The following is a 21,812-nucleotide window of genomic DNA, read 5'->3' on the forward strand; positions in this document are numbered from 1 at the left end:
AATTAAATATGGTGATAAAGGGTAGCGAAGTAGTCAAGTGGTGAAGTAGCGAAAAAATGAGAACATTGATATAGCGTCGGTAGCGAAGTAGTCAGGTAGCGAAGTAGTGAAGAAATGCCAATGAACTAACAATTTAAGTAGCGAAGTAGCGAAGTAGCCAAGTAGTGAGGTAGTGAATAATCAGATAGTACGTTGCAATGCCATTAGGTTTATAGGTAGCGATGTAGTCAAGTAGCGAGGTAGCGAAGAAATTAAATGATAGCTTGATGTTTAATTTTTATAGGTAGCGAAGTAGTTAAGTAGCGAGGTAGCGAATACTGATGCAATAGATGTAATCAGAGGATTGTTTAAAGTAGCGAAGTGGTGAAGTAGTGAGTAAATGATTAAAGAGGGATTACAGCGTCACCAAGGGGTTTCTAGCAGAAAGGTGAAAAGCGGTTAGTAAAAGGCCACGCAGGCTCTTCTCCCAATAGCCCAATTGGTGCAACATATCAAATAGAAGGTGGCGCATCAGAAAAGAAGGAGAGCCCCAGTCCGGGCTGTGGGGTAGTAATTCTAACTAGTAGCTTAGCGGTAGTCTTAGCAATAGTGGCAGCTGGTGATTTCACGGCCGTAGACAACATCGGGCAGGCAAAGCCGTAATGATATTCGTTCACTTCTTTTTAGCAAGAAGAGTAACACAAACACAGCGCTAAAGCACTGTATTTGTGTTACTTGAATTTCAGCAGAGCTGAAATAATGTGACTATTATACTTAATAGTCTGATATACAGTATGTATTTGCTCACAAGATATCGTTGAATCGTAGTTTTAGCCACTGTTTCAGTTGTAGAAATGGCCAAAGAGCAGAAGCCGCAGATTCGGGTAAATGCAACCAGCCATAGGGCCGCCGCGAAAGCCGCCACCCGGCTGAAAATGAGTCTTGGTGAATACACTGAGGCAGCGTTGGACTACTTCACAAGCCGGCAACTCAACCCAGCGGACGATGTGGCCCGCGAGGGTCAGCTAATCATGCAGCAGGTGAAGAAGCTAGGCGACCGGGTTTTCAGCTATATGCAGGAGGAGGAGCGCAGCTTACTACTCCCCATGCTGGAAGAAATGCTGCGGTCCCGTATCACGCTGGAGCGGGTTCTACGGATGAATGAAATCCTGGTAAACAACCTGAATGGCCAGTTGAGCCTACTCAATGAAGGACAATTGGCGGCGCACCGGGAGACGCTAAAGAAGCTACGGCAGCAGAATGACGAGGCCATAGAGCGTCAGCTAAAAGAGGCGCTGACCGGTGCTCAATCCATTAGTTCAGGCAAGACAGTAGGGGAGGGGCAGCCGGGTAAAAAGGATACCGAACCGAGTAGCTAAGCCAGCATGTACGTTAAGCTAATCAACCCCGCGACGCACGGTAAAGCCGCTTATAATAACAGCGGCAGCAGCGCGCAGACGCTCAATTATCTGAAGCAGGAAGCGGCTAAAGATGGGCAGACAGCAACGTTTTTCGGGGCTGACCGCGACGGGATTGAAGCGGCAGAACTGATGCAGGAAATCGACACTAACGTGAAAGGATTGCGGGCGGATGATGCCAAGTTTTACTCGTTGGTGATTAGCCCCAGCGCCGACGAGTTGGAGCATATCGGTAATGACGAACAGAAGCTGAAAGCCTACACGCGGGCAGTGATGGAGCAGTACGCCGGCAACTTTAACCTAAAGGAAGGACGGCAGCTGCGCAGTGAGGATTTGGTTTGGGGGGCCACAATCCACCAGGACAGGAGCTACCGGGGCACTGACCCCGAAGTGGCCGCCGGCCAAGCTCAGACGGGCGAGAAGAAGTCTGGTCTGCAAACGCATATTCACGTCATCGTGAGTGCCCGCGACCGGAGCCAGAAGATAAGCCTCAACCCCGCCGGCCGCCGGCAGCGGTTCGACTTAATCAACTGGCAGACCCAGGCGGGCAAGCAGTTCGAGAAGCAGTTTGCCTACACCGCGCAGGAGCACGAAAAGGTAAAGGTCAAGCCGCGTGATGCCAGCCGCGATGCCAGCCGCGCCGCCAAGATTGGGGAGCGGATTGCGGTACTGAACAAGCAGGTGCTAAAGGCGCAGCAGCTTGACCCAGCGCGGGTGCAGAAGATAGCCCAGGGCCGCGAGTACGATAAGACCTTTTACCGTTCACTGGCCACCGTCGAACGCCGGGCGAAGGCGGGGGAGCCCATTGATAACGCGTACCACCTGTTGACCACCGGCCGGGAGCAGCCTCAGCAGCAGCAAGCGGCTACCAGTGCCCTCCGCGCCTTGCAACAGGCCGTCCGTTCCGGCCGGGGCCGCGACGAGCAGACCGAGAGCATCGGCGAGAAGCGAGGCCGCACAGCCGGCGAGCTTGATATTGAAATGTAGCGCCACCACCTAAAACGCTTATTCTTTCCAATAACCATCTACACAGTTATGTCTAGCCAACCACCCAGGGCTGCACCCAACACCCAGAACGTCGGGCTGATTTTCGCCCTGCTACTGCTGGCCATCATCGGCGGCGAGTATTACACGCTGCTGCATCGTGACGAGGTAGCCCAGGCCCGCGCCGTGCAGCTCACCCAGCCCGAGATAAAGGCCCTTACTCCCAAGGAAAAACTAGCCGCCCGGATTGCCGCCATCAACGAGCGCCAGCGGCAGCGCAGGATTGCCAAGGCGCAGCTCGAAGCTGGCCAGGTAGTAGGGGAGGGGGGAGCACAGGCTGCCGTATCCGCGACTCACGCCACCGACCAGGCGCTGAGTAAAAGCGTGGCCCGCGCCGAGGCTGTAGCGAAGGCGGGCCAGGGGTTCAAGTCGAAGCTGCTGGTGAAGGCGGCCAAGTTCTACGGCCCGGCCGGGGTGTGGCTGCGGGCACTGCTGCTGCTGGCGGGCCTCGTGCTGGTGTTCGTGCAGAAGACTCCGGCCACGGTGCCAGGCAAGCCAAAACGCAAGCCCATCAACCAAAAGGCATTCCGCGTGGTGGCCGGAACAGGCGCGGCTGTGTTCCTTATTGCTGGCTACGTGCTGCTGAATATGCACCACTACACGCCCGGCTTTATCACGTTCGGGTATCCGGGTGCCGCTACGGCCGTACTGGCCAGCGGTGGGCTGGTAGGGCTGTTGTGGGCCACTACCAAGCGCCCGGCCTTCGGGCTGACCACCGAGCGCAAGAAGATAGAAACGCCGGACGGCATCTATTTCCGCACGGCAGATGGCGGTTGGATAACCATTGCCAACCCGTACCGGGGCACGCTGGTACTGGGCGGGGCCGGCGCGGGCAAGACCTTCTCGATAGGGGAGCCGATGGTAGAGCAGTTTGCCTACAAGAATTTCGCCGGCCTCATCTACGACTTTAAGTTTCCGGTGCTGGCGGAAACCGCGCAGAAAGCGTTGGTTCTGGCCGAGCGCCAGCGGGAGAAAGAGAAGCAGCAGGCGTCCAAGTACGCTGGCAGCATGATGGGCAAGGCCACGGCTAAGCTGACCACTGCCGAGCAGGAGCAGGACGAGCCGCCGGTACAGCTGCACATCATCAACTTCCGGGACCTGACGCGCAGTGAGCGGGTGAACCCGCTGCGGCCCGATGATATGCCCGTGGTGGCCTTTGCTGAGGAATACAGCCGGGCTATCATCAATAACCTGAATCCATCCAGCATCCGCAAGATGGAGTTCTTCGATACCAGCGCCGTGGCGTATCTGACCAGCATCATCTGGTTTTACCGCAAGCACTACCCGGCGCTGTGCACCATTCCCCACGTCGTCGCTACGGCGATGCACGACGACTTTAAGCACGTGCTGAGTATGCTCGACACGGACCTGGAGAGTGGCGACCTGGCCAGGTCCATCATTACTGCCGTGAAGCAAAAAGCGGAGAAGCAGATAGCCGCCGTAGTGGGCACGCTGCAGGTGATTCTAACCCGGATTAACAGCCCGCAAATCGTGTGGGTGCTGACGCCCAACGAAGCCGAGGGGGAAGGCTTCTCGCTCAATCTGAATGACCCGAAGGCCCCTAAGCTGCTGTGCATCGGCAATGACCCCACCCTGAAGGAGACATTCTCGCCGGTGGTCTCGTGCGTGATAACGGTAGCGCTAAAGCTGATGAACCAGCAGCGCAAGCACCGCAGCTACGTGTTCCTCGACGAGGCCGCGACCATCTATGTGCCCGGCCTGGAGGTGATTCCGGCCACGGCCCGTAGCAACAAGGTGGCGATGGTGTACATGACGCAGGACCTGAGCCAGATGACGGATGCCTACGGCAAGGAAAAGATGCAGGTGATGGTGTCGAACCTGAACAACCAGTTTTTCGGCAAGGTCAACTCGCTGGAAACGGCCAAGTTCATTTCGGAGCTGGTAGGCCGCGAGGACAAGGAAATGATAAGCACCAGCACCGGCACGAGCCAGGGCGGTACCGGCAGCCGCAACAGCAGTTCCAACCAAAGCACCAGCTACCAGGAGCGCAACCTCGTTCGGGTGCAGGATACCATCGGCTTGCAGCAGGGGGAGTTCATTGGGCAGACGGTGGAAACCGAGAGCACCTTTTTCCAAGGGACTATCACCCGGCCCGAGTGGACGGGGGAGCAGTTTCCCCTGCACCCGATGGTGAGTTTTGGCGGGCCAGACGACGACCCGGAGAAGGCCCTGGCCGACGCGGTGCAGGAGAATTTCATGCGGGTGCGTCAGGAGGTGCGGGATACGTTGGCCCTGCACGTAAACACCTTAGCATGAGGGGCAAAAATTGCTGCTGAATAACCCGAAAAAGGGCTAAAAAGCGACGTTCAGGCCCTGTTTTTCGTTTAAGTGATATCCACTCTCTCTTACCAGAATTCTATGCAAGTACCTACGTTTGCCCCCGCCGCCGCCGGCTTAACGCCCGAGCAGCTGAGCGCCCGCCAGGAGCGGGAGCGCCACGCCTCCAACTCGGTTTCTATTCTGATGAGCAACGGCCCCGCGCCCAGCGAGGAGGTAATGGCCCTGATGCAGCGCTACGTCGATGGGGAACTGACCTTAGACCAGGTGGACGAGCTGAACCGCGCCCGCCTGCAGGCCAAGTACGGCACGCCGGCAGCAACTGAGCAGTAACCTGCAAGCACCCAGCGAATGGCAGCCAACGACAAGTTCAGCAACGAAAACGGAGTACTACTCAACAAATTCGGCATCAAGGATGCCGAAGTGCTACGGCAGGTGGAGAATGACAGTGCCTTGCCCAAACTGGCTAAACTCAATGAGTCGGGCGGCATCCAGGGCGGGCAGTTTGACCATGCCCACCTGAAAGAGCTACACAAAAAGCTTTTTGAGGACGTGTACCAGTGGGCCGGCGAGACGCGGGCCGACCGGGGGTTTCAGGGTAACAAGGCCACCTACGTTACCGGCTTCAAGGAAACTATGACCTACGCCCCGCATAAGGAGATAGAGCAGCGGCTAGGGGCCATCGGGGAGCAGCTGGGTAAGGAGAACGGCTTAAAGGGCTTGGACCAGGACAAGTTCACCGAGCGGGCCGCCTACTACATGGACCAGTACAACCACACGCATGCTTTCCGCGAGGGCAACGGCCGCACCCTGCAGGCAATGGTTACCCAGTTGGGCAAGGAAGCCGGCTACCAGGTGGACTTTGGGAAAATCTCGCCCGAAGTGCTGAACCGCAGCCGCGACGAGGCAATGGTACGGTTGTATCCCCCGGCTGAGGCCGATAAGAACCTCAAGCCCCTGCGGGAAATGTTGCAGCAGATAACGACTCCGGCACCGGGAGCCGCGGCCGAAAAGCTTCGCGACCCTAGTTTGGCCGCCGCGCCCCCGGAGTTGTCGCCGGCCATGAAGGCAATGGATGCCCGGCGGGAATTGGAGGTGACGGGCTACCGGGCAGCAAACGTCATTGCCAATATGCCCGGCCCCGGCAATTACGACCAGGGCGTAAAGCTGGCCCAGCGGGTTTCAGCGGTTACCCAGGACCCCATTTCCATCAAAGGCCCCGGCATTATTGAAATGCAACTGGCCGCTGACAAGATTCTGAAGCATCCCGGCATGAAGGATATGACGTTGGACTTGGAAGACGCCAGGCGGCTACGTGCTTCATCGGTGCAGGTGGTGCAGCTAGCCGAGGGCAAGGAACTGGTGAGCCCCCAGCGGCAGCCGCAAGCTGCCGCACCGGCTGCCGTTGAGCGCACGGCCAACCCAGTGGCCATTGTGCCCAAAACCCACGAGGAGGCCCAGCCGCTCTTTATCAAAGCCGCCCGCGAGGTAGCCAAGGGCCTAGAAGAAAACGGCAAGGGACTCGATGCCGCCCGCCTGCGGGAGGTAGCCAGGTTTGTGGAGCGCAGCCCGGCTATTGCGGGCATGAACTAGGAAAATACTCATAAGGCCATGCAGGCCGCCGGCAGTATCCCGAGCCTGAGCAGCAACAAGTACACCGATGAACTGCGTAACTCCGTCAGCGTACTGGAAAAACCACCTAAAATGATTGAGCGCAGCGGCCCCAGCGCCGGCCGCGACAGTAGCGGAATTGAACGCTGATACTACCTAATCACCCGACCATGCAAGACGACGAGCTAAGCTTTATGGAGGATATGGTAGCCGGTACCGAGTTGCTGATGTGCAGCACTTGCGGCGAGGAGACGCTCCACGCCCACGATGAGGTACTGGATGTGTCGCCCGTTGCCACGGAGTTGAAAATGCAGTGTACCTGCTGCCAGACCACCCGGACGTGGACGGACTGGACCCCGCCCAGCAGCAAAGTGCGCCAGAATTAGCCACAAAGGCCCCGTGGGTAACAACGGGGCCTTTGACTTGGTAATAATATTGTATTTACACCGAATACGGTTCCACAGGGCCTCGTACTGTTGGTCGAGGAGGCGAAACGGAACGTCCTGGTGGTGGGCTTTATCTTTACCAATCCAATGTAGGGTGGGCATAAGAAAGCGGAGCGTAATTGAGCTGATGACGGTACGGAGGCTATAAACCACGTACGAATGGCAAAAACTAGAAAGCTCTAGCGTTGGGTTAGCCTTTGCCATAGCAGCGCGTTCAGTAAAGGCAAACTTTCACTAAAAGTGGAGGAATCGATGAATTAACTGAACAAGTGTCAGGCCGCTCATTAACTTTACAGTCCCTGTATCCGATTCAGGTTTTCTTTATCCCACCGCTATACCTTTCTTGATGGACCCGAATACTACCAAAATCGTCCTTGCCGTCGTTGCCGCCGTGGTAGCAGCCGGCATTGTTATTACCATCAAGGTTATCCGCCGCACCACCAACACGAGCAAAGTGACGGCCAATCGGGTCAGTCAAAAAAACATTAACACTTTCGGCGACGTCGTAGGTGGAAACAAGACGACGAAATAGCCCATGCCGTTCGGAAACGGTACGAGCCAGAGTCAGGTATCTGCCGGCGGCGACGTAGTGGCGGGCAACCTGAATCGAACCACCACCAGCCACAACTATTTCGGCAGCAGCGGCAATAGCCGCGTGGACTATTTGGCGGCCCTAGGGCGGCAGTTTCTAGCGGAGCAGGAACAGAATCAGGGCATCGGTCACATCATTGACAAGCTGCTGCGCTACTCTACCCCCGTGCAGGAGGAAGCTACACTCATGATTGGCTTGGAAAGTAAGCTGGAAGAGGGTGGCTACGTACCTTATATGCACTTCGCGGCCCAGACGAAGGAGCATTTTACGAAGCATCTATTCAAATATCAGTTCTCGGAGTCGGCCCAGAAGATGTACGCTTTCCTGCTAGCGAAGGTGTATACTTGTTTCGGGCAGCACGTATACCCGGCTATAGTGCAGGGCAGCCCTCCGCAAGAGGTGATGCAGCTGGTTGAGGTACACGTGTACGCGAAAATCGTTGACTGCCTCGGCGAAAACATTCTGGAATTATACGACGACGAAATTGCCGGTATGCTGTTCTATCTAACAGGCAATTGCCATATCAAGTGGAGGTAACATGCTGGTCTATCATCCTGCTTTCGACATCTACCACGCTGTTCGTCGTTTTTTGAAACTGTTGCGCCTTTCCGAAGGCCGGGTCTTTTCCGTAGAGCACTTTAAGCTCATCGACTACTTTGTGGTGTTTCCCAGCGAAACCTTCAAAATCCGGCTGCCGATGCAGTACGCCGACTTTCGCAAGAAAATCAAGGTCAACAAGTACGAGGCTGTCAGCAACAGCCGCATTGTGTTTCAGCAGCTGCAAGGCTACCAGGACGCCGCTTTGCAGTGCCTAGCTGCGTACGCCTTTATCGACCCGCTACAGTACGTGAAGGGGGAAGTGCAGCTCAATGACACCGTGATATCGGCGGAGTTGAACGCACTGCTGGAAAACACGCTGGAAAGCACTACCCTGCTTGACTTTATGAATGAAGTGCTCTTGCGCATGCCCTATGAGGGCCCCGTCGGCTTGAAAGAGCGTTCCAACTTATTCTAGTGCCTCATTTTCATGCGTAAACTTTCTCCGTACTTAATGGTGCGCCGGTTGGCCGTTTACAGCGGCAGCCAAGTAGCCTACGAAGCCGAATTTCACACTGGGGTTAATATCATTCGGGGTAAAAACAGCTCGGGCAAATCTACTGTGATGAGCCTGCTCTTTTACGGCCTTGGCGGCGACTACGCCCGCTGGACGCCGGAGGTGCTACGCTGCACCAACGTGTATGTGGAGCTGGAAGTGAACGGGGCCGTGCTTTCCCTCAACCGCGAGATTCACGGCGGTGCCGCGCAGCCCGTCAATCTGTATTGGGGGCCGCTGGCTGACGGGCTGGCTTCTACGGTTAGCTGGACGCAGTATCCGCTACGCCGCTCTGAGAGTAAGGAAAGCTTCTCCCAGGTAATGTTCCGGGCCTTATTGTTCCCAGAGGTTAAAACCGAGGACGAGAGTAATATCACCATTCATCAGGTTCTGCGCCTGCTGTTCATCGACCAGCTAAGTCAGCCGTTTAGCCTGATGATTGATGAAAAGTTTGATTCGCCTCTGACCCGCCGTGCAACCGGTGACCTGTTGCTGGGTGTGTTCGACAACGAGCTATACAATGCGCAACTGCTGCTGCGCAAGGTGAAAAAGGACTTGGAGGCGCAAACCAGTCAATACAAGTCGTTGGTTGCCATTCTGCAGGCAGCCGAACAATTTAGCTCGTTGGCTGAGATAAAAAACCACATTGCAGTGATGCAGGGCGACGTAGAAAAGCTAAACGCCCAGATACAGGCCAGTTCCCCGTTGCAGGTGCGCAAGCAGGCTGATACTCAGTTGGCTGACCTGATGAAAGGCGTGACGGCCTCGCGCACGGCCCTGAGCACGGCCATCCAAAACTTGGAGAAGCTGACCTTTGACATTGCCGATTCCAAGGACTTCATCGAAACCCTTCAGCATCGCATTCAGGCGCTGACCGAATCCATAGAAACCCGCAAGATTCTTGGCCAGCTGCCTATTTCTCAATGCCCGCATTGCCTCACTTCACTGGCACGGGAGCGGGCCGAAAACCATTGTGTACTATGTGCCCAACCCTTGCCGCCAGAAGCAGAGCAGACGCAGGCCATGAGGATGCGGCAGGAGTTGGAATTTCAGCTGCGCGAGTCAGAAAAGCTGCTGACGGGTAAAATAAATATGTCGATGAAGCTGCAGGCCGCGCTGCCAGAAATGAAGACTATTGCCCGGCAGCAGCAGCGCACCTACGACAAGTTTCTTGATACCGCTCAGTCTACCCGCGATGAGAAGGTGGATCAGATGCTAATAGAGAAAGGTAAGCTGGAAAAGGAAATTCAATTTCTGCAGCGCCAGCTGGCGGCCATGGACGTGCTGGATGAACATCGCCGACGTATGGTGGAGTTGGAAGTACAGGTGAAAGAGCTAAACGAGGTAATTGAGCTTCGGCTAAAGGCTCAGGGTAAAAATTCACAAACGGCTTATAATTCTATCAGCCAATATGCGCGCCATCTGCTCAAAGAAGATGGGGCCTACGAGGAGGCATTCGCTGACGCGAAACAAGTGACCATTGACTTTAACCGCAACACTTTTTACGTAGACGGACGACAGAATTTCTCTGCCAGCTCGGTCGTTTACCTGAAGAACAGCGTGTTGTACGCCATCTTTTTCGCGTCACTGGAAAACGACTTTTTCCGCTACCCTCGCCTCATCATGTGCGACAACATGGAGGATAAAGGAATGCAGGAAGCGCGCAGTCAAAACCTGCAACGGACTATTATTGAGCTATCCAATCAAGCTAAAGTGGAACACCAAATCATCTTTTCCACCTCGATGATTGATGCTTCGCTTGATATAGATGCATACTGTATTGGCGACTTCCACAGCAAAGAGAACAAGACGCTGAAAGTGTAGCATCAGCTTATAGGTTATGATAAAAGTCTCTTTCTCTGAGAATATTGGCCTTTCATTATAACCCCAGTGCCTGAGCAGCATTATAAGAAACCACGTTGTTGAGCTGCGTGTAGCGCTCAATCATTGCATCCGTCTTCTGCTTGGTCTGGTTCTTAATGGCCTTGTGGGACTGCCCATTAAGCACAGCCACCGTCACAAACGACACGCGCAGGGAGTGGGCTGAGTAAGCTGGGCCGAGGCGCTTTTGTACCAGCTTGTTAATGGAAATGTCCGAGAGCCGCTTATCTGAGGGAGCGGCCATCTGGCCTGGAGTCGCCCGCGGAATCTTCACGAACAGCGGCCCCGTGGTCCGGCCCAGCAGATTAAGCCAGGCACGGAGGCAGCGCACGGGGCAGAAATCTGCATTGGGAGCATAGAAAATGGCTTTATCTTCCACCGCGCCATACTGATTAGTCTTGCTTTTGGCCAGATGTACCAGCAAGGCCCGCTCCGTAAATTCCAGCTGCTCGATGTTGAGGTCCACCAGTTCGGAGCGCCGGAAAGCCCCCGCGAAGCCGACCAGCAGCAGTGCCCGGTCCCGCAGGCCCGCCGTCGTTTCCAGGTCGATGCCTCGAATGGCTTGTTTCAACTCCTCGACGGTAAAAGCCAGCGCCTGGTCCTGCCGCTTGCCCAGGGTGCGGGCAATGCCTTCCATGACGATGTTGAGCGCATCCACTGTCGCCGGCATCGGGTGGCCGCTGAGCTGATGCGCCTTGCGGATGGCGGCCAAGTGCCGCCGGATAGTGGCCAACGCGTGCGGCCCGGTGAGAGGTTGTTGCCCCTTCTTTTTCTCCCTACCGCCCCCAGCATCTGGAGTCGGCTTTTCGGAGGCCAAATGGGCCACATATTCCGTTAGGGTGGTGACGTCGGCCGGCACTGCCGTAAACCCGTGCAGCGCGCAAAACTCAGCGTAGGTGTTCAGGTCCGACTTATAAGCCCGCTCCGTGTTAGCGGCACCCTGCAGGCCTGTTTCCAGGAAGCCGGCCACTTTAGAAGAAGCCCGCGTCAGGTTGGCAGCGACTGTTGACCCCGTCGTTACGGCCGGCACTTTGCCTAGGTATTTACTCATGATTTGAGGTGAAGGGGTTCTTCCAATGAGGCGGATTTACATGCTAAGGAAGCAAGTAGAGGTGCCGCAAGGATGAGTCGAAGGGTTTTTTATTGTTTAACAATACCTTGCTTTAGAAGCATTATAGCTATTTGAGATGTTTAGGAATGGGCAACAGTTCTCTAAAGGCTTTTATGTTAGAATGATTATAGTGCCTGCTGTAAAACTTTTGAACAAGGAATAAATTGAACGTAAATAATAATAAAGTGAAAATAGAGGGTAGCGTAAAAGCTAAGTCAGGGTTATTGTTTATATCTCTCATCGCATCTATTAGAGCCTTAAAGCTCCAATTGTACCTTGATAATGAGTAAATAGTCAATATAAGTAGCACTGCTAATGCTATTAATAAATGCTTTATTGAATCCCATTGCCACTTCTTTACCGCATTCTGAATATATGTTTCCTTGTCCGTCTCCTTTTTCTCTTTTTCTGTCTTAAGCTGTTCGTCTAGCTTCTGCTTAGCAAGAGCCGACTCAGCTTCTTCCTTTTGCCTAACAATATCTTTTAGACGATCAATTTCTTGTTTGTCTTGCTCATTGCTAAAAGGTATTTGTTGTTGAGGGTTACTAGCTGCTTTAATAAGCATTCCTTGCAATCGGTCTTGTGCTTTTTTTGTGGCCTTTAACCCCTTGGTTAAAGCATCGACTTGCTGCTCCAGCAATGTCTTTTTATCATTCAGAGCACTATTATCTTGCAAAGTTGAACTGTACTCGCTTGTAGTCTTAATCAAAATATCCTGTTTGTCCTTTAACTCTTTAGCAAGTCTTGCTTCCTTCTGACCCTTTTGTCTCAGTTCTTTACTGATTTCACTTTCTATGAAAACAGTTGCTTTCTCAATATCACTTCCAATTTTCTTGATTTCATCTAGGAATATCTTGCTGGTCAGGCTTTTTGTCATAAATGATAAATCATCAATGCCAATTGCATTAAACACTGCAAGAGCTGATTGAGAAACCTCACTTTTGGCATGAGAGCCTGAAAAAACTGGGCTTGCAATGGATGATAAGAATGCCTTTCTGTAATCGTCGCTTTGAACAGGCAACAATTTATATAGCTTTTTCAGTAAATAAATAGGGGTAAAGAATGCGGGAATGAATAATTCATTGCCATTATCTCTGCGTCCTGCATATTTATCATATGCGATTAAGCCAAAGTCCAGAGTTAAACCAAAAGTTTTACAGTCTTGAAAATGGGTAGCGGTTTCACCATTTTTATCACGTTCGCAAAGAATTGACTCTCTAAGTTCAACATCATGCTCTATTTGCGGTGTATCCTTATATCTTACTTCACCAAGTTGCTGTTTTTCTATCCTAGCCTCATTCATCAAGGCATAGTATTTAGAATAATCCGATATTAAATCACTGAATACCTCAGATTCCGTGTCTACACCTTTAATCGCACCATTATGAATTTCTATTTTTTTGCTTCTTAAAATAAAAGACGCTTGGTCAAGTATGACTGAAGGGTGTTGCGCGCCTTGCGGGTGGGCTAACTGCAATCTATAATACGCTTCTGTGAAACTATCTAAATTCCCGCTTTGTAAAGCAGCTTTTATCTGATTATCGGTCAGCTTTTGGCTGTGAACGAGCCCATTTAATACTGGTCTGAATTGCGTTAATTCTTTATAAGTACTTCTAAGATAGGTGAGTTTTATTTTAAAATATTCTTTATTTTCTTCGATGATTTTTAACAAAGAATCAACAGCAGGGTTCATTGTGTTTTCACGAATTTTTAGAGCTGATAACAGAAAATTGGTATCAACAAAAACTTTCCAATCAATTTCTTGAAAGGAAGCCAATTCTTGGGCCAACTCTTTCGACAGCCCTAGAGCAAAGAACTGTTCTGCTCTATCAGCTAAGGATTCATAGTACGCTAATTCAAGCTCCGAACTATTCTCAGTCAAGTTCTCTATATATCTGTAAAATACTTTTTTCAGCTTAGTCGGCAGCTTATCAGATGACAATCTAAAAAGCTGCTGGGTTGTCAAGCTGGCATTCTCACTGCTGTCTTTTCCAAGTATTGCAATAGCTGATTTTCCGTAGTAAAAGAAGTTTTCATGGATATAACCTTTAAACTCCTTGAATATTTTCTGTAATTCTTCGTCAGTTAATTTAATTTCGCTCAAAGACGAAGCTTTTTCGTAAAACCTTTCTCTTAATTGTTCTTCTTGTTGTTCGCTGGCCGCAACCCGTTTTGCATGTGCTTCATTTGCTGCTTCTGTCAGCTTATATTTCTCGCCAAGCAAAACAAGTTGCCCATCTTTCATCAACTGATTGACAGCATCTGAAACCTCCGAAATTTCGAGGTTGATATCAAACTCTACTTGCGTAAGTTCAATTATATCCTTTAATGAAGCCTCACGTGAACTAGAAATTACATAAATGATATAGCTATTGATAGTGCTTGGCCGCTGTTCATTATTCAATAAGTCTAAGACCTCAATAATTCTTTCAGTGTTTCGGGTAACCTTCATCTGTTTTGCCAAAGCAAGGTGTTATTAAACAATAGGAAAAAATTTTCTACTCAGCCTTGCGGTACCTCTACTTGTTTCTTTAGCATGTAAATCAGCCTCATTGGAAGATGAACCCGGTGAAGGACAAAGATTAGCAGCTAAGGGAAAAAACATATTTAGAAAGTTGTGTCGTCCATGAAGTTCACCCAGCGCAGGTACTCCGTTTCGTTGAGCTGATAGGCCATGTAGTCGTGTACCGAGTGGCCCCGCTGGGTGAGAATGAAATCCTGAAACGAAGGGGAGCCGCCCGCCCAGCACGCGGCCATGCCCCGCCGCAACAGCAATACCCGAATGGCCGAGGGGTGACTATCCACCCACTTGATGTATTCTTCCGGCGTAGGTTCATAAGCGCGGGCTTGCTGCAGGTAGGCCAGCACCTGCGTTGTCACTCGCTCAACAAATTCCAGCTGACTCATATTACTTAACAGTCCAGCGGTAGCCGCGCCGATAAGCCCAAAGTACGAGGTTGGGGGCAATGTCTTCCGTGAAGCGGTAACGGGAATACGTGTAGAGGGCGAACAACCCCGGCACCACCCACACCAAAACCGGGTGAGCCGCTTTGACGGTATGCACGATGAACAGGTGCAGCAGCAGCGACGGGACGACGCAGGCCACCAGCAAACACAGCGTGAACGGCAGCAGCCAGTGCCGGGTGCCGCGCAGGCGCAGACCGATAGCAACTCCTTTAAGTAAATAGAGCAGCGCGTAGAAGCCGTAGGCCAGCGCCCCGATGCTCAGCAGCCGGGCATACCCGAAACCCGCCCCGAGAAAATCCAGGTTGGTTGTCAGCACCAGGCCCAGCACCAGGAATGGAGCCAGTACCAGCGTTTCGACTACTAAGCGAAAGCCCAGGCCCAGCACCACGGCTAGTCCGTTGCCAATAGCCTTGCCGTTTTGATAGGACTGTCGAATGTTGGGCGCGTTGCGGCCAGCCTCGTAGCCATCTTCGTAGTCAGACATGGTGTTATAAATTGCGGGCGAGAGTCGCATAGTGATAGAAGCTTTTACCAGTAGTATTTGCCTTTGGTTGAGATAAAAAAACAAGTTATGATAATTAAGTATTATCATAACTTAAAAATTAATTCTATGCTAACGGTCTAGTGAAGCATATTGGACGTAGCCGCATACTTCTGGTTTAGCATCTGCGGTAATCGGGTAGCTTCCCATTTCAGCGTTGCTTCGCTTAGGTAAATTCAGTCCGACCAATTTATGCTAGAATTTCGTTCTTCCCGCAGACTGTACCACCAAGTGTTACTGGGCGTGCTCAGCCTGCTGTTGCTGGGCGGGATGTACTACGCCGTAGAATCACCCGACGTCAAGTACAAGTGGAGCATGAGCACGGCCTATGTTTCGATATTGTTGCTGGGCGCCATTTTGCTGACCGGGCCGCTGAATGTGCTGCGCCGGCTGCGCAACCCGGTTTCCACCGACCTGCGCCGCGACATCGGCATCTGGAGCGGCATTGTGGGCCTTGCCCACGTGGCCATTGGCTTGCAGGTACACATGGGCAACATGCTGCTGGCCTTGTCTAACGACCTCTCCCTGCGCAAGCTCAAGGACCCGCGCTGGAAGTACTGGCAGCGCTGGAACTACCTGTTTTATGGCCTAGTAGTCGTGCACGGGGTTTCCTACTAGGTCGTCGAGAGCCGCCAGCTGCCGTACCCACAGCTGCTGGCCGCCCTCATTTTGCCCGTGCCGGTCATACAGCTCCTGGGCTTTTCGGCCTATCGCAGGAAGCTTTTACAAGGAAAAAATAGAAAAGCATAACGCGGGGTACAAGCTAAGCAGTAGTGGGACGATACCTATATTTACTCACCAAAATCCGCCTTCTACCCATTGCTTTTGCTGTATGATTAAACGCTACTTTCTGCCCTTACTACTCCTTATAATAAGTATCCCTACGCTGGCCCAGCGGCCCAAGCCCGCCGCGGTTACCCTGCCCCCGGCCGATACGGTCTACTTCGACCGCGACTGGGAGCGCACCGAAACGCTGGAGGAAGTGGCCTACGCTCGCGTTGCCCGCCACGACGCGGCCGGCAAAACCATTGGCACGGTGCGGGACTACTTCTATCCGTCCTGGAAAAAGCAGTGGGAAGGCAAGATGGCCAGCGAAGCCCCCGATAAGCCCACGGGCCTGTGTTGCGGCTGGCACGAAAACGGCCAGGTTAGCTTCAAGGGCACGTACGTGAACGGCGTGCAGCGAGCCGACTTTCGCAGTTGGCGCGACGATGGCCGGGAAATCAAGTGCAAGTCTCTCATGCAGGAGGCGCTGCCGCTGAGCACCGCCTCGATTCACTGCAGCAACTGCATGCACATCAGCCGCAAGGTCTTCACCGTGGACATTCCCGAAGGCACGGTGGGCATCGTCTACAAGCTGGATGTGCGCGACGAAGGCCAGCCCCCGGTGTCATGGTCCACGGCTCTGGCCCTGGCCGGCGTAGTCGGTACGGGCGGCATGTCCGCGCCCGCACTGCTGACTACGGCGGCTACGGCCCTCACGAAGCAGGGCAACAACGCGCCGCCCACCGTGAGCACCAAGTGCCACTGGTACATCACCCCCGACGAAGCCTCCGCGCAGCAGTTTCTGGACACGAAAGGCTACATTAAGGACGTGAAGAACTGCCTGCGCGTGGCGTCCAACACCCCCCAGGAAACCCGGCCCATCAGCCTGCCGCCCGGCATTCGCCGCCTGTACGTGTGCGTGAACAACGACAACTACACCACCGACGCCACGGCAACGCTGAGCGTGACGGCGCTGGTGCAGACCTGCAAATAGAAAGCCGGCGGCCCTTTAGTAGTGGAGCGTCAGGCCGGCACCCCACTTATAGTCGCTGTCGTAGTTGGTGCTCAACGACACGTACTTGCTGACCATGTAGCGAAAGGCGACGTTGTACTCCCGGTCCGTGTTCACCAGCAGGTCGGCGAAGAAGTTGTTGCTTAGGGGCAGATCGGTGCGTTCGAGCTGCAGTCGCACCTTGCCGTTGCTGTCCAGACGCAGCTCCGAGCGCACCAGCAGCGGCAGCAGGTAGTAGGCGCCCACGTCGAAAACGCGCCGGTTGTTTTTGGTGTTCCGCTCCCCTTCCGCCAGCAGCGTGCGGTTGTTGCGGTAGTCGAAGCCGACGAAGGCGGCGAGAAACTGCCGGTTGTCGAGGTAGCGCAGCAGGTGGGTCTCGGTTTCGAAGTTGCCCTGGTAGTTCACCCGGCCCTCAAATTCCAGGGCGTTGCGGTTGTTGGAAAGGGTGGTTTCCAGAAAAGCGCCCTGGGAGTGCGCCATCAGGTCGGCCCACAGGTAGGGCCGGTTGTCTTCCTTTTTCAGCTCTTTGTAGTCGGTGCGGGCATACTGGTTCTGCGGGGTGCCCTCGTAGCTCACGATGCGGGCCATGCCGGCCATCATGTGGTAGAGGATGTGGCAGTGGAAAAACCAGTCCTGCTCCTCGTTGGCGTCAAACTCGATGGTGACCTTGCCCATGGACTGGATGTCGAAGGTGTGCTTCATCGGCGAGTAGGCGCCCTGGGCGTTGACGAGCCGAAAAAAGTGCCCGTGCAGGTGCAGCGGGTGGCGCATCATGGTGGTGTTGGTGAAAGTCATGCGCACGTTCTCGCCCTTGCGGATGGGAATTTTGTCGGCCTCGGACAGGGTCTTGTTGTCAAACGACCACACGTAGCGCAGCATGTTGCCCGTCAGGGTGAGGTTAATTTCCCGCCACTGCTTGGTCGAATCCAGCGTGGTGGGGTTGAGGGCCCGCAGCTGGTTGTAGTTGAAGTCGCCGGCACTGCCCCCCATGCCACTCATTCCGGCCATTCCTCCCATGTCCATGCCCGACATGCCGCCCATGTCCTGCATGCTGCCTATGCTCTTGCCGGCTTTTTCCTGGGCATTTTCGGGCCGGTTCTGCGGCGAGGGCGCCGTGGTGGTGGGCGCTGAGCCGTGCTGCATGTCCATCCCCGGCATCGGCGAGCCACTCGCCGGCTTCTGGCCCGACATGTCCATGCCTTTCATTTCCCCACCGCCCTGCTGCTTGGTCATGCCGGCGCCGCCCATGTCCATGCCGCTCATGCCCTCCATGCTGTTCATTTCGCGCATCATCTGGAAGTAGTTGATGCGGGGCAGGTCCGGCGCTTTCATCGGCTCGCCCGTCCCGATGTAGGTGGAGGTGTAGCCCGTGATGTCGTTGGCCGTGGCCCGGAACTCGGCCGCGCCCATCGCGGGCACCGTCACCAGCAGGTCGTAGGTTTCGGCCGTGGCAATTTCGAGCTTGTTGATCGGGAAGGGCTCCACGTTGATGCCATCGGCGGCGATGACCTGCATGGGGCCGCCGGCGTACTGCAGGAAAAAATAGGAGGAGGCGCTGCCGTTGATGACGCGCAGGCGCACCACCTCCCCGGGTTTGGCGTCCTTAAAATAGCCCTTTTCCTGCCCGTTGGTCAGGAACTTCTTGTAGTAGATGTCGGTCAGGTCCATGGCCGGCATGCGGCCCCACTCCTGCTTGAGCTTGTCCTTGAAGTAGCCGGCGGCCAGGGCCTCTCCGTAGCTCTGGGTGGCCCCTTTCTGCACGGCGAACCACTCGCCGGTGCGCTTGAGGTAGCGCAGCACTTCCTTGGATTTGTGGTCGGTCCAGTCGGAAAGCACCAGCACGTACTCCTTCATCTCGTAGGGAATGCGCTTGGGGTGGATGACGATGGACCCGTACACGCCGTCTTGCTCCTGCAGCATGGTGTGGGAGTGATACCAGTAGGTGCCGCTCTGAATCAGCGGAAACGTAAACGTGTGGGTGCCGCCGGGCTCGACGGGGGCCGTGTTGAGGTAGGGCACGCCGTCCTGCTCGTTGGGCAGGAGGATGCCGTGCCAGTGGATGGAGGTCTCCATGTGCATCTGGTTGTGCACCTGAATCACGGCCGTGTCGCCCTCGTTGAAGGTGAGCGTGGGGGCGGGAATCTGGCCGTTGATGCCGATGGCCCGGCGGGTACGGCCGGTGAAGTTGACCAGGCGCTCGTCGACGTACAGGTCGTATTCCACCCGCTTGCCCACGTAGCTGCTGCGGGGCGTCACGACCTTGCCCTGCAGCTCGGCGGCCGGGGGCGCGGACTGGGTCAGGTGGGGCCCGGTGCCCTTGGCCATGCGCATGCCCGGCATGCTCTGGGCCCAGGCGGGCAGGGTGGCCAGCAGCGCAGCCAGCAGAAAAATCACTCGCATCGTCACTTAGTTATCGCGTTTAGGTTGGGTGCGCGCCGGGTTGTTGTCCTCGAAGCGGTACTTGTCCATCGGGCTGGGCATGGTCATGCCGGGCATCGTTCCGGTGCCCTTCATATCCATTGCCTTGCCATCCTTCCCTTTCATGTCCATGCCCTTCATATCGCCCATGGCGGGCATGGAATCGCCCTTTTTCACGCCTGGCATTCCCGACATGTCGCTTGTTGCTTGACGGGTCGTGGCAGGCTTTTGGCCGCCGGAGGGCAGCATGCCGGGCATGTTTTCCATGCCCTTCATCGTGCCCATATTGCCCATGGCAGGCTGATTCCGGGACGTGTTTTTCGGGCGGGTGGGCCCCATATCCATGCCCGGCATGCTGCCCATGTCCATTTGAGTGGGCTGCCCTTTACGGCTGGGCCCTTGGGCAGAAGAGCGCAAAGTGCTCATGCCGGGCGTGTTCATCCCCGGCATATCCGCCATGGCCCCCGGCCGTGCGGCGCTACGTGTTCGTGCCGGCTGCGATTGGCCGCCCCGCGGTTGATTGGGCATCGTCATGCCGTCCATCGGTTCCATGGATTGGTTGCGCTGGCCTGGCTGAGCGGCCTTGGGGTCCATGTTCATGCCCTCCATTCCGGGTTGGGCGTTATCCGACGTCGTGCCGGGCTCCTCGTTGTGGGCATCCGCCCCCGAAGTAGGCATATCCATATCAGACATTTCTTCCTCTCCGCCGTGGCCGTGGCTTTTATCGAGCAGGTTGCCCTTGGGGCCCACGCCCTCCACGTACACCAGCTGCGCGCCCCGGTGCCCGGCCACGGAAAGCGCGCCGGCCGCCGCTACCGCCGCTACCAGCACCAGTACTTCGTAGGCCCGGCGCTGCACCTTAAAGTAAAACCCGATGCCGGCCAGTAGCAGCGTGATGCCCGAGAGCCAAGTGGTGTAGCTGGCAAACTGTTCGTGGGCGGCGAATACCGCCGCGGCCCGGGGCGACAAGCCCAGAGGCAGGGCATGAAACACCGTGCTGGCCGCCACCGCCCCGGCAAAGCCCCCGGCCATTACCGCCAGCGCAATCCAGCGCACCTGGGGCCAGTCCTTGAATACCAGCAGCGCTTGCAACGCCGCGGCCAGCATGATAAGGACGATGGGTAAGTGCACCACCAGGGGGTGCAGATTGGGGAAATCTGAAAACATAGAGCCGAATTAGATAAGGCTGGTACACGGAAAAACCCCGGCTCACCGCAAGCAGCAGCGCCGGGGCATTTCCCGATGGACGAGGGAAAGGAGCGAAAACCATCAAGCCTAACCAAATGGTCGTTGCTTTTCCTTAGGCTGCCATACGTGGGTGGGTTGCCCTAATGTTTGCGTGTCCAGGCTTGCGCAGTTGCATAATTTCAAGCATGGCGACCGCCACATATGCTCGCCCAGTCGGCTTCGGTCGGCTTCGGGCAGCAGTGGTGTAGCCTGAAACGAAAATCGCCCGGCTGCAAGGCCAGGCGTTTGCTTGGAAAGACTAGCCTGCCGGGGGCGCGACAGCTAGGCGCACCCAGCTATAGATTCACCTCACGGGGCCGGTTGCTTAGCCGTCGAGCAGGTTGACGAACACCCGCACGTAGTAGCCGCTCACAAACAGCAGGGCGATGCCGCTCACCAGCTGGATGCCGCGTCGCCAGCGGGTCGACTGCGCCAGCGCCGTGAGCGACTTGGCAAACACGCCGGCCAGCAGAAACGGCAGGCCCCGCCCGATGCCAAAGGCCAGGGCCAGCAGCAGCCCCCGCCCCACGCTGGCCTGCCCCGCCGCCACGGCCAGCAGCAGCAGCAGCGGCGCGGCGGAGGTGCCCAGGCTGAAGATGAAGCCGTACACGAACGTGCCGCTCAGCCCCGGCTTACGCAGGGTCTGCAGCTGGTGGGGCTTCAGGTAGGGCCCGTAGAACGCCACCACGGTGGCCAGCAGCGAAATGCCCGCCATGGCCAGGGCCCAGTACCGCCCGAAGGACTCGGTCAGGATGACGCCCAACCGGCCGGCTACGGCCCCGAGTACCGTCAAACTCACCACGATGCCCAAAAAGAAGGCCACCGCCACGGGCAGCCCGCTGCGCTTGCTGGCCGTTTCCGAGTTGGTGCTCACCAGGCCCGCCAGCCCCAGGCCCACGGGCAGCGAGCACGGGCACACGCTGCAGGCCACCACGCCGGCCACCACGGCCAGCAGGGCCGAAAACCCCAGGCCCCCGGCCAGCGACGCGGCCGATTGGTGCAGGAAATCCTCTAAGCTCATTTGCCGGTGACGGTGGTCAGCGCGCCGGCCTTATAGCCCTTGGCATTGACCGCTGCTTGAATCTGCTCCGGCTTCACCTTTTGGGGGTCGTAGGCCACCGTGGCCGTACGCTGCTCCAGGCTCACGGCGACCGTCGAGATGCCGTAGAGGCCTTTCAGAGTTTGTTTGACGTTGGAGACGCACGAGCCGCAGGACATGCCTTCGATGGGCAGCGTAGCGGTGGTGAAGCCCACGAGCTGAGCGGACGTCGCGGCTGGGGTGGTCTGCTTAGGGGACTGCTGGCCGCAGGCCGTCGTAGCCAGGCTCAGGGTAATCAGGGTGCCCAACAGGGCCGATTTGGAAACAGTAAGTGCGAACATGGAAGGGGAGAATAATTTGTTAAAGAACC

21 protein-coding genes are annotated in these 21,812 nt (G+C 55.5%); 13 read left to right on the forward strand and 8 right to left on the reverse strand.

Translation table 11 applies throughout. From position 1 onward, the window contains the following. Nucleotides 1-833 precede the first annotated feature (833 nt). The 11 genes from E5K02_RS23205 (at nt 834) to E5K02_RS23250 (ending at nt 10,305) form a co-directional block, all read left to right on the forward strand. Nucleotides 834-1,358, forward strand: coding sequence for a BfmA/BtgA family mobilization protein (locus E5K02_RS23205; protein ID WP_135398500.1), 525 nt, complete (start codon nt 834-836; stop codon nt 1,356-1,358). A gap of 6 nt (nt 1,359-1,364) precedes the next feature. After that, complete coding sequence (locus tag E5K02_RS23210; RefSeq protein ID WP_135398502.1) at nt 1,365-2,384, forward strand: DUF5712 family protein; 1,020 nt, start codon at nt 1,365-1,367, stop codon at nt 2,382-2,384. Between the two features lie 48 nt (nt 2,385-2,432). Continuing rightward, the gene (locus E5K02_RS23215) at nt 2,433-4,718 is read left to right on the forward strand and encodes a type IV secretory system conjugative DNA transfer family protein (RefSeq protein WP_135398504.1); all 2,286 of its coding nucleotides are present in this window, start codon (nt 2,433-2,435) and stop codon (nt 4,716-4,718) included. Between the two features lie 102 nt (nt 4,719-4,820). After that, nucleotides 4,821-5,072: a hypothetical protein gene (locus tag E5K02_RS23220; RefSeq protein WP_073112438.1), complete on the forward strand. Its 252-nt coding sequence runs from the start codon at nt 4,821-4,823 to the stop codon at nt 5,070-5,072. Between the two features lie 18 nt (nt 5,073-5,090). Further along, nucleotides 5,091-6,332, forward strand: coding sequence for a Fic/DOC family protein (locus E5K02_RS23225; RefSeq protein ID WP_135398506.1), 1,242 nt, complete (start codon nt 5,091-5,093; stop codon nt 6,330-6,332). 18 nt (nt 6,333-6,350) lie between these two features. After that, nucleotides 6,351-6,500 (forward strand): hypothetical protein, encoded by a 150-nt coding sequence (locus E5K02_RS25705; protein WP_167856558.1) that lies wholly within the window; start codon nt 6,351-6,353, stop codon nt 6,498-6,500. Nucleotides 6,501-6,520: 20 nt separating this feature from the next. Beyond that, the gene (locus E5K02_RS25710; protein WP_167856559.1) at nt 6,521-6,736 is read left to right on the forward strand and encodes a hypothetical protein; all 216 of its coding nucleotides are present in this window, start codon (nt 6,521-6,523) and stop codon (nt 6,734-6,736) included. A 406-nt stretch (nt 6,737-7,142) separates the two neighbouring features. After that, nucleotides 7,143-7,328 carry a hypothetical protein gene (locus E5K02_RS23235; protein ID WP_135398512.1) on the forward strand — a complete coding sequence of 62 codons (186 nt, stop codon included), beginning with the start codon at nt 7,143-7,145 and terminating at the stop codon, nt 7,326-7,328. Between the two features lie 3 nt (nt 7,329-7,331). Next, nucleotides 7,332-7,925, forward strand: a complete 594-nt coding sequence (locus E5K02_RS23240; RefSeq protein ID WP_135398515.1) for an ABC-three component system protein — start codon at nt 7,332-7,334, stop codon at nt 7,923-7,925. 1 nt (nt 7,926) lies between these two features. Continuing rightward, nucleotides 7,927-8,403: an ABC-three component system middle component 5 gene (locus E5K02_RS23245; protein WP_135398517.1), complete on the forward strand. Its 477-nt coding sequence runs from the start codon at nt 7,927-7,929 to the stop codon at nt 8,401-8,403. A gap of 12 nt (nt 8,404-8,415) precedes the next feature. Beyond that, nucleotides 8,416-10,305 carry an AAA family ATPase gene (locus tag E5K02_RS23250; protein WP_135398519.1) on the forward strand — a complete coding sequence of 630 codons (1,890 nt, stop codon included), beginning with the start codon at nt 8,416-8,418 and terminating at the stop codon, nt 10,303-10,305. A gap of 55 nt (nt 10,306-10,360) precedes the next feature. Here the strand turns inward: E5K02_RS23250 and E5K02_RS23255 are convergent, their stop codons facing one another. From E5K02_RS23255 to E5K02_RS23270, 4 genes are all read right to left on the reverse strand, one after another. Next, nucleotides 10,361-11,413 carry a tyrosine-type recombinase/integrase gene (locus E5K02_RS23255; protein WP_135398521.1) on the reverse strand — a complete coding sequence of 351 codons (1,053 nt, stop codon included), beginning with the start codon at nt 11,411-11,413 and terminating at the stop codon, nt 10,361-10,363. A gap of 127 nt (nt 11,414-11,540) precedes the next feature. Continuing rightward, nucleotides 11,541-13,937: a hypothetical protein gene (locus E5K02_RS23260; protein WP_167856560.1), complete on the reverse strand. Its 2,397-nt coding sequence runs from the start codon at nt 13,935-13,937 to the stop codon at nt 11,541-11,543. Between the two features lie 143 nt (nt 13,938-14,080). Then, nucleotides 14,081-14,380: a hypothetical protein gene (locus tag E5K02_RS23265; RefSeq protein ID WP_135398526.1), complete on the reverse strand. Its 300-nt coding sequence runs from the start codon at nt 14,378-14,380 to the stop codon at nt 14,081-14,083. 1 nt (nt 14,381) lies between these two features. After that, nucleotides 14,382-14,924: a hypothetical protein gene (locus E5K02_RS23270; RefSeq protein ID WP_135398528.1), complete on the reverse strand. Its 543-nt coding sequence runs from the start codon at nt 14,922-14,924 to the stop codon at nt 14,382-14,384. Between the two features lie 249 nt (nt 14,925-15,173). On the opposite strand from E5K02_RS23270, the gene E5K02_RS23275 reads away from it, so the two are divergent. Together E5K02_RS23275 and E5K02_RS23280 are read left to right on the forward strand one after the other, a co-directional pair. Further along, a complete protein-coding gene (locus tag E5K02_RS23275; protein ID WP_135398530.1) occupies nt 15,174-15,599 on the forward strand; it encodes a hypothetical protein in 426 nt (141 codons plus the stop codon). A 214-nt stretch (nt 15,600-15,813) separates the two neighbouring features. Then, nucleotides 15,814-16,740, forward strand: coding sequence for a toxin-antitoxin system YwqK family antitoxin (locus E5K02_RS23280; RefSeq protein ID WP_135398532.1), 927 nt, complete (start codon nt 15,814-15,816; stop codon nt 16,738-16,740). Between the two features lie 15 nt (nt 16,741-16,755). Here E5K02_RS23280 and E5K02_RS23285 read toward each other — a convergent pair whose 3' ends face one another. The 4 genes from E5K02_RS23285 to E5K02_RS23300 all read right to left on the reverse strand — a co-directional run bounded on the left by E5K02_RS23285 (nt 16,756) and on the right by E5K02_RS23300 (nt 21,783). Continuing rightward, entirely contained in the window at nt 16,756-19,158 is a 2,403-nt protein-coding gene (locus E5K02_RS23285; RefSeq protein WP_135398534.1) for a multicopper oxidase domain-containing protein, read from the reverse strand. A 6-nt stretch (nt 19,159-19,164) separates the two neighbouring features. After that, the gene (locus tag E5K02_RS23290) at nt 19,165-20,343 is read right to left on the reverse strand and encodes a DUF2231 domain-containing protein (RefSeq protein ID WP_135398537.1); all 1,179 of its coding nucleotides are present in this window, start codon (nt 20,341-20,343) and stop codon (nt 19,165-19,167) included. 385 nt (nt 20,344-20,728) lie between these two features. Continuing rightward, nucleotides 20,729-21,424 carry a cytochrome c biogenesis CcdA family protein gene (locus E5K02_RS23295; RefSeq protein WP_135398539.1) on the reverse strand — a complete coding sequence of 232 codons (696 nt, stop codon included), beginning with the start codon at nt 21,422-21,424 and terminating at the stop codon, nt 20,729-20,731. After that, complete coding sequence (locus E5K02_RS23300) at nt 21,421-21,783, reverse strand: heavy-metal-associated domain-containing protein (RefSeq protein WP_135398541.1); 363 nt, start codon at nt 21,781-21,783, stop codon at nt 21,421-21,423. The genes E5K02_RS23295 and E5K02_RS23300 overlap by 4 nt, the downstream gene beginning before the upstream one ends. Nucleotides 21,784-21,812 lie beyond the last annotated feature (29 nt).

The sequence above is a fragment of the Hymenobacter metallicola genome, assembly GCF_004745645.1.
In the GTDB taxonomy this organism is placed as follows: domain Bacteria; phylum Bacteroidota; class Bacteroidia; order Cytophagales; family Hymenobacteraceae; genus Hymenobacter; species Hymenobacter metallicola.

Excerpts from the sequence above, each read along its gene's own strand:
- E5K02_RS23240 (WP_135398515.1), top strand. The coding sequence starts at position 7,332 with ATGCCGTTCGGAAACGGTACGAGCCAGAGTCAGGTATCTGCCGGCGGC.
- E5K02_RS23295 (WP_135398539.1), bottom strand. The coding sequence starts at position 21,424 with ATGAGCTTAGAGGATTTCCTGCACCAATCGGCCGCGTCGCTGGCCGGG.
- E5K02_RS23210 (WP_135398502.1), top strand. The coding sequence starts at position 1,365 with ATGTACGTTAAGCTAATCAACCCCGCGACGCACGGTAAAGCCGCTTAT.
- E5K02_RS23300 (WP_135398541.1), bottom strand. The coding sequence starts at position 21,783 with ATGTTCGCACTTACTGTTTCCAAATCGGCCCTGTTGGGCACCCTGATT.
- E5K02_RS23255 (WP_135398521.1), bottom strand. The coding sequence starts at position 11,413 with ATGAGTAAATACCTAGGCAAAGTGCCGGCCGTAACGACGGGGTCAACA.
- E5K02_RS23235 (WP_135398512.1), top strand. The coding sequence starts at position 7,143 with ATGGACCCGAATACTACCAAAATCGTCCTTGCCGTCGTTGCCGCCGTG.
- E5K02_RS23280 (WP_135398532.1), top strand. The coding sequence starts at position 15,814 with ATGATTAAACGCTACTTTCTGCCCTTACTACTCCTTATAATAAGTATC.
- E5K02_RS25705 (WP_167856558.1), top strand. The coding sequence starts at position 6,351 with ATGCAGGCCGCCGGCAGTATCCCGAGCCTGAGCAGCAACAAGTACACC.
- E5K02_RS23205 (WP_135398500.1), top strand. The coding sequence starts at position 834 with ATGGCCAAAGAGCAGAAGCCGCAGATTCGGGTAAATGCAACCAGCCAT.
- E5K02_RS23265 (WP_135398526.1), bottom strand. The coding sequence starts at position 14,380 with ATGAGTCAGCTGGAATTTGTTGAGCGAGTGACAACGCAGGTGCTGGCC.
- E5K02_RS23270 (WP_135398528.1), bottom strand. The coding sequence starts at position 14,924 with ATGTCTGACTACGAAGATGGCTACGAGGCTGGCCGCAACGCGCCCAAC.
- E5K02_RS23290 (WP_135398537.1), bottom strand. The coding sequence starts at position 20,343 with ATGTTTTCAGATTTCCCCAATCTGCACCCCCTGGTGGTGCACTTACCC.
- E5K02_RS23220 (WP_073112438.1), top strand. The coding sequence starts at position 4,821 with ATGCAAGTACCTACGTTTGCCCCCGCCGCCGCCGGCTTAACGCCCGAG.
- E5K02_RS23245 (WP_135398517.1), top strand. The coding sequence starts at position 7,927 with ATGCTGGTCTATCATCCTGCTTTCGACATCTACCACGCTGTTCGTCGT.
- E5K02_RS25710 (WP_167856559.1), top strand. The coding sequence starts at position 6,521 with ATGCAAGACGACGAGCTAAGCTTTATGGAGGATATGGTAGCCGGTACC.
- E5K02_RS23225 (WP_135398506.1), top strand. The coding sequence starts at position 5,091 with ATGGCAGCCAACGACAAGTTCAGCAACGAAAACGGAGTACTACTCAAC.
- E5K02_RS23215 (WP_135398504.1), top strand. The coding sequence starts at position 2,433 with ATGTCTAGCCAACCACCCAGGGCTGCACCCAACACCCAGAACGTCGGG.
- E5K02_RS23275 (WP_135398530.1), top strand. The coding sequence starts at position 15,174 with ATGCTAGAATTTCGTTCTTCCCGCAGACTGTACCACCAAGTGTTACTG.
- E5K02_RS23250 (WP_135398519.1), top strand. The coding sequence starts at position 8,416 with ATGCGTAAACTTTCTCCGTACTTAATGGTGCGCCGGTTGGCCGTTTAC.
- E5K02_RS23285 (WP_135398534.1), bottom strand. The coding sequence starts at position 19,158 with ATGCGAGTGATTTTTCTGCTGGCTGCGCTGCTGGCCACCCTGCCCGCC.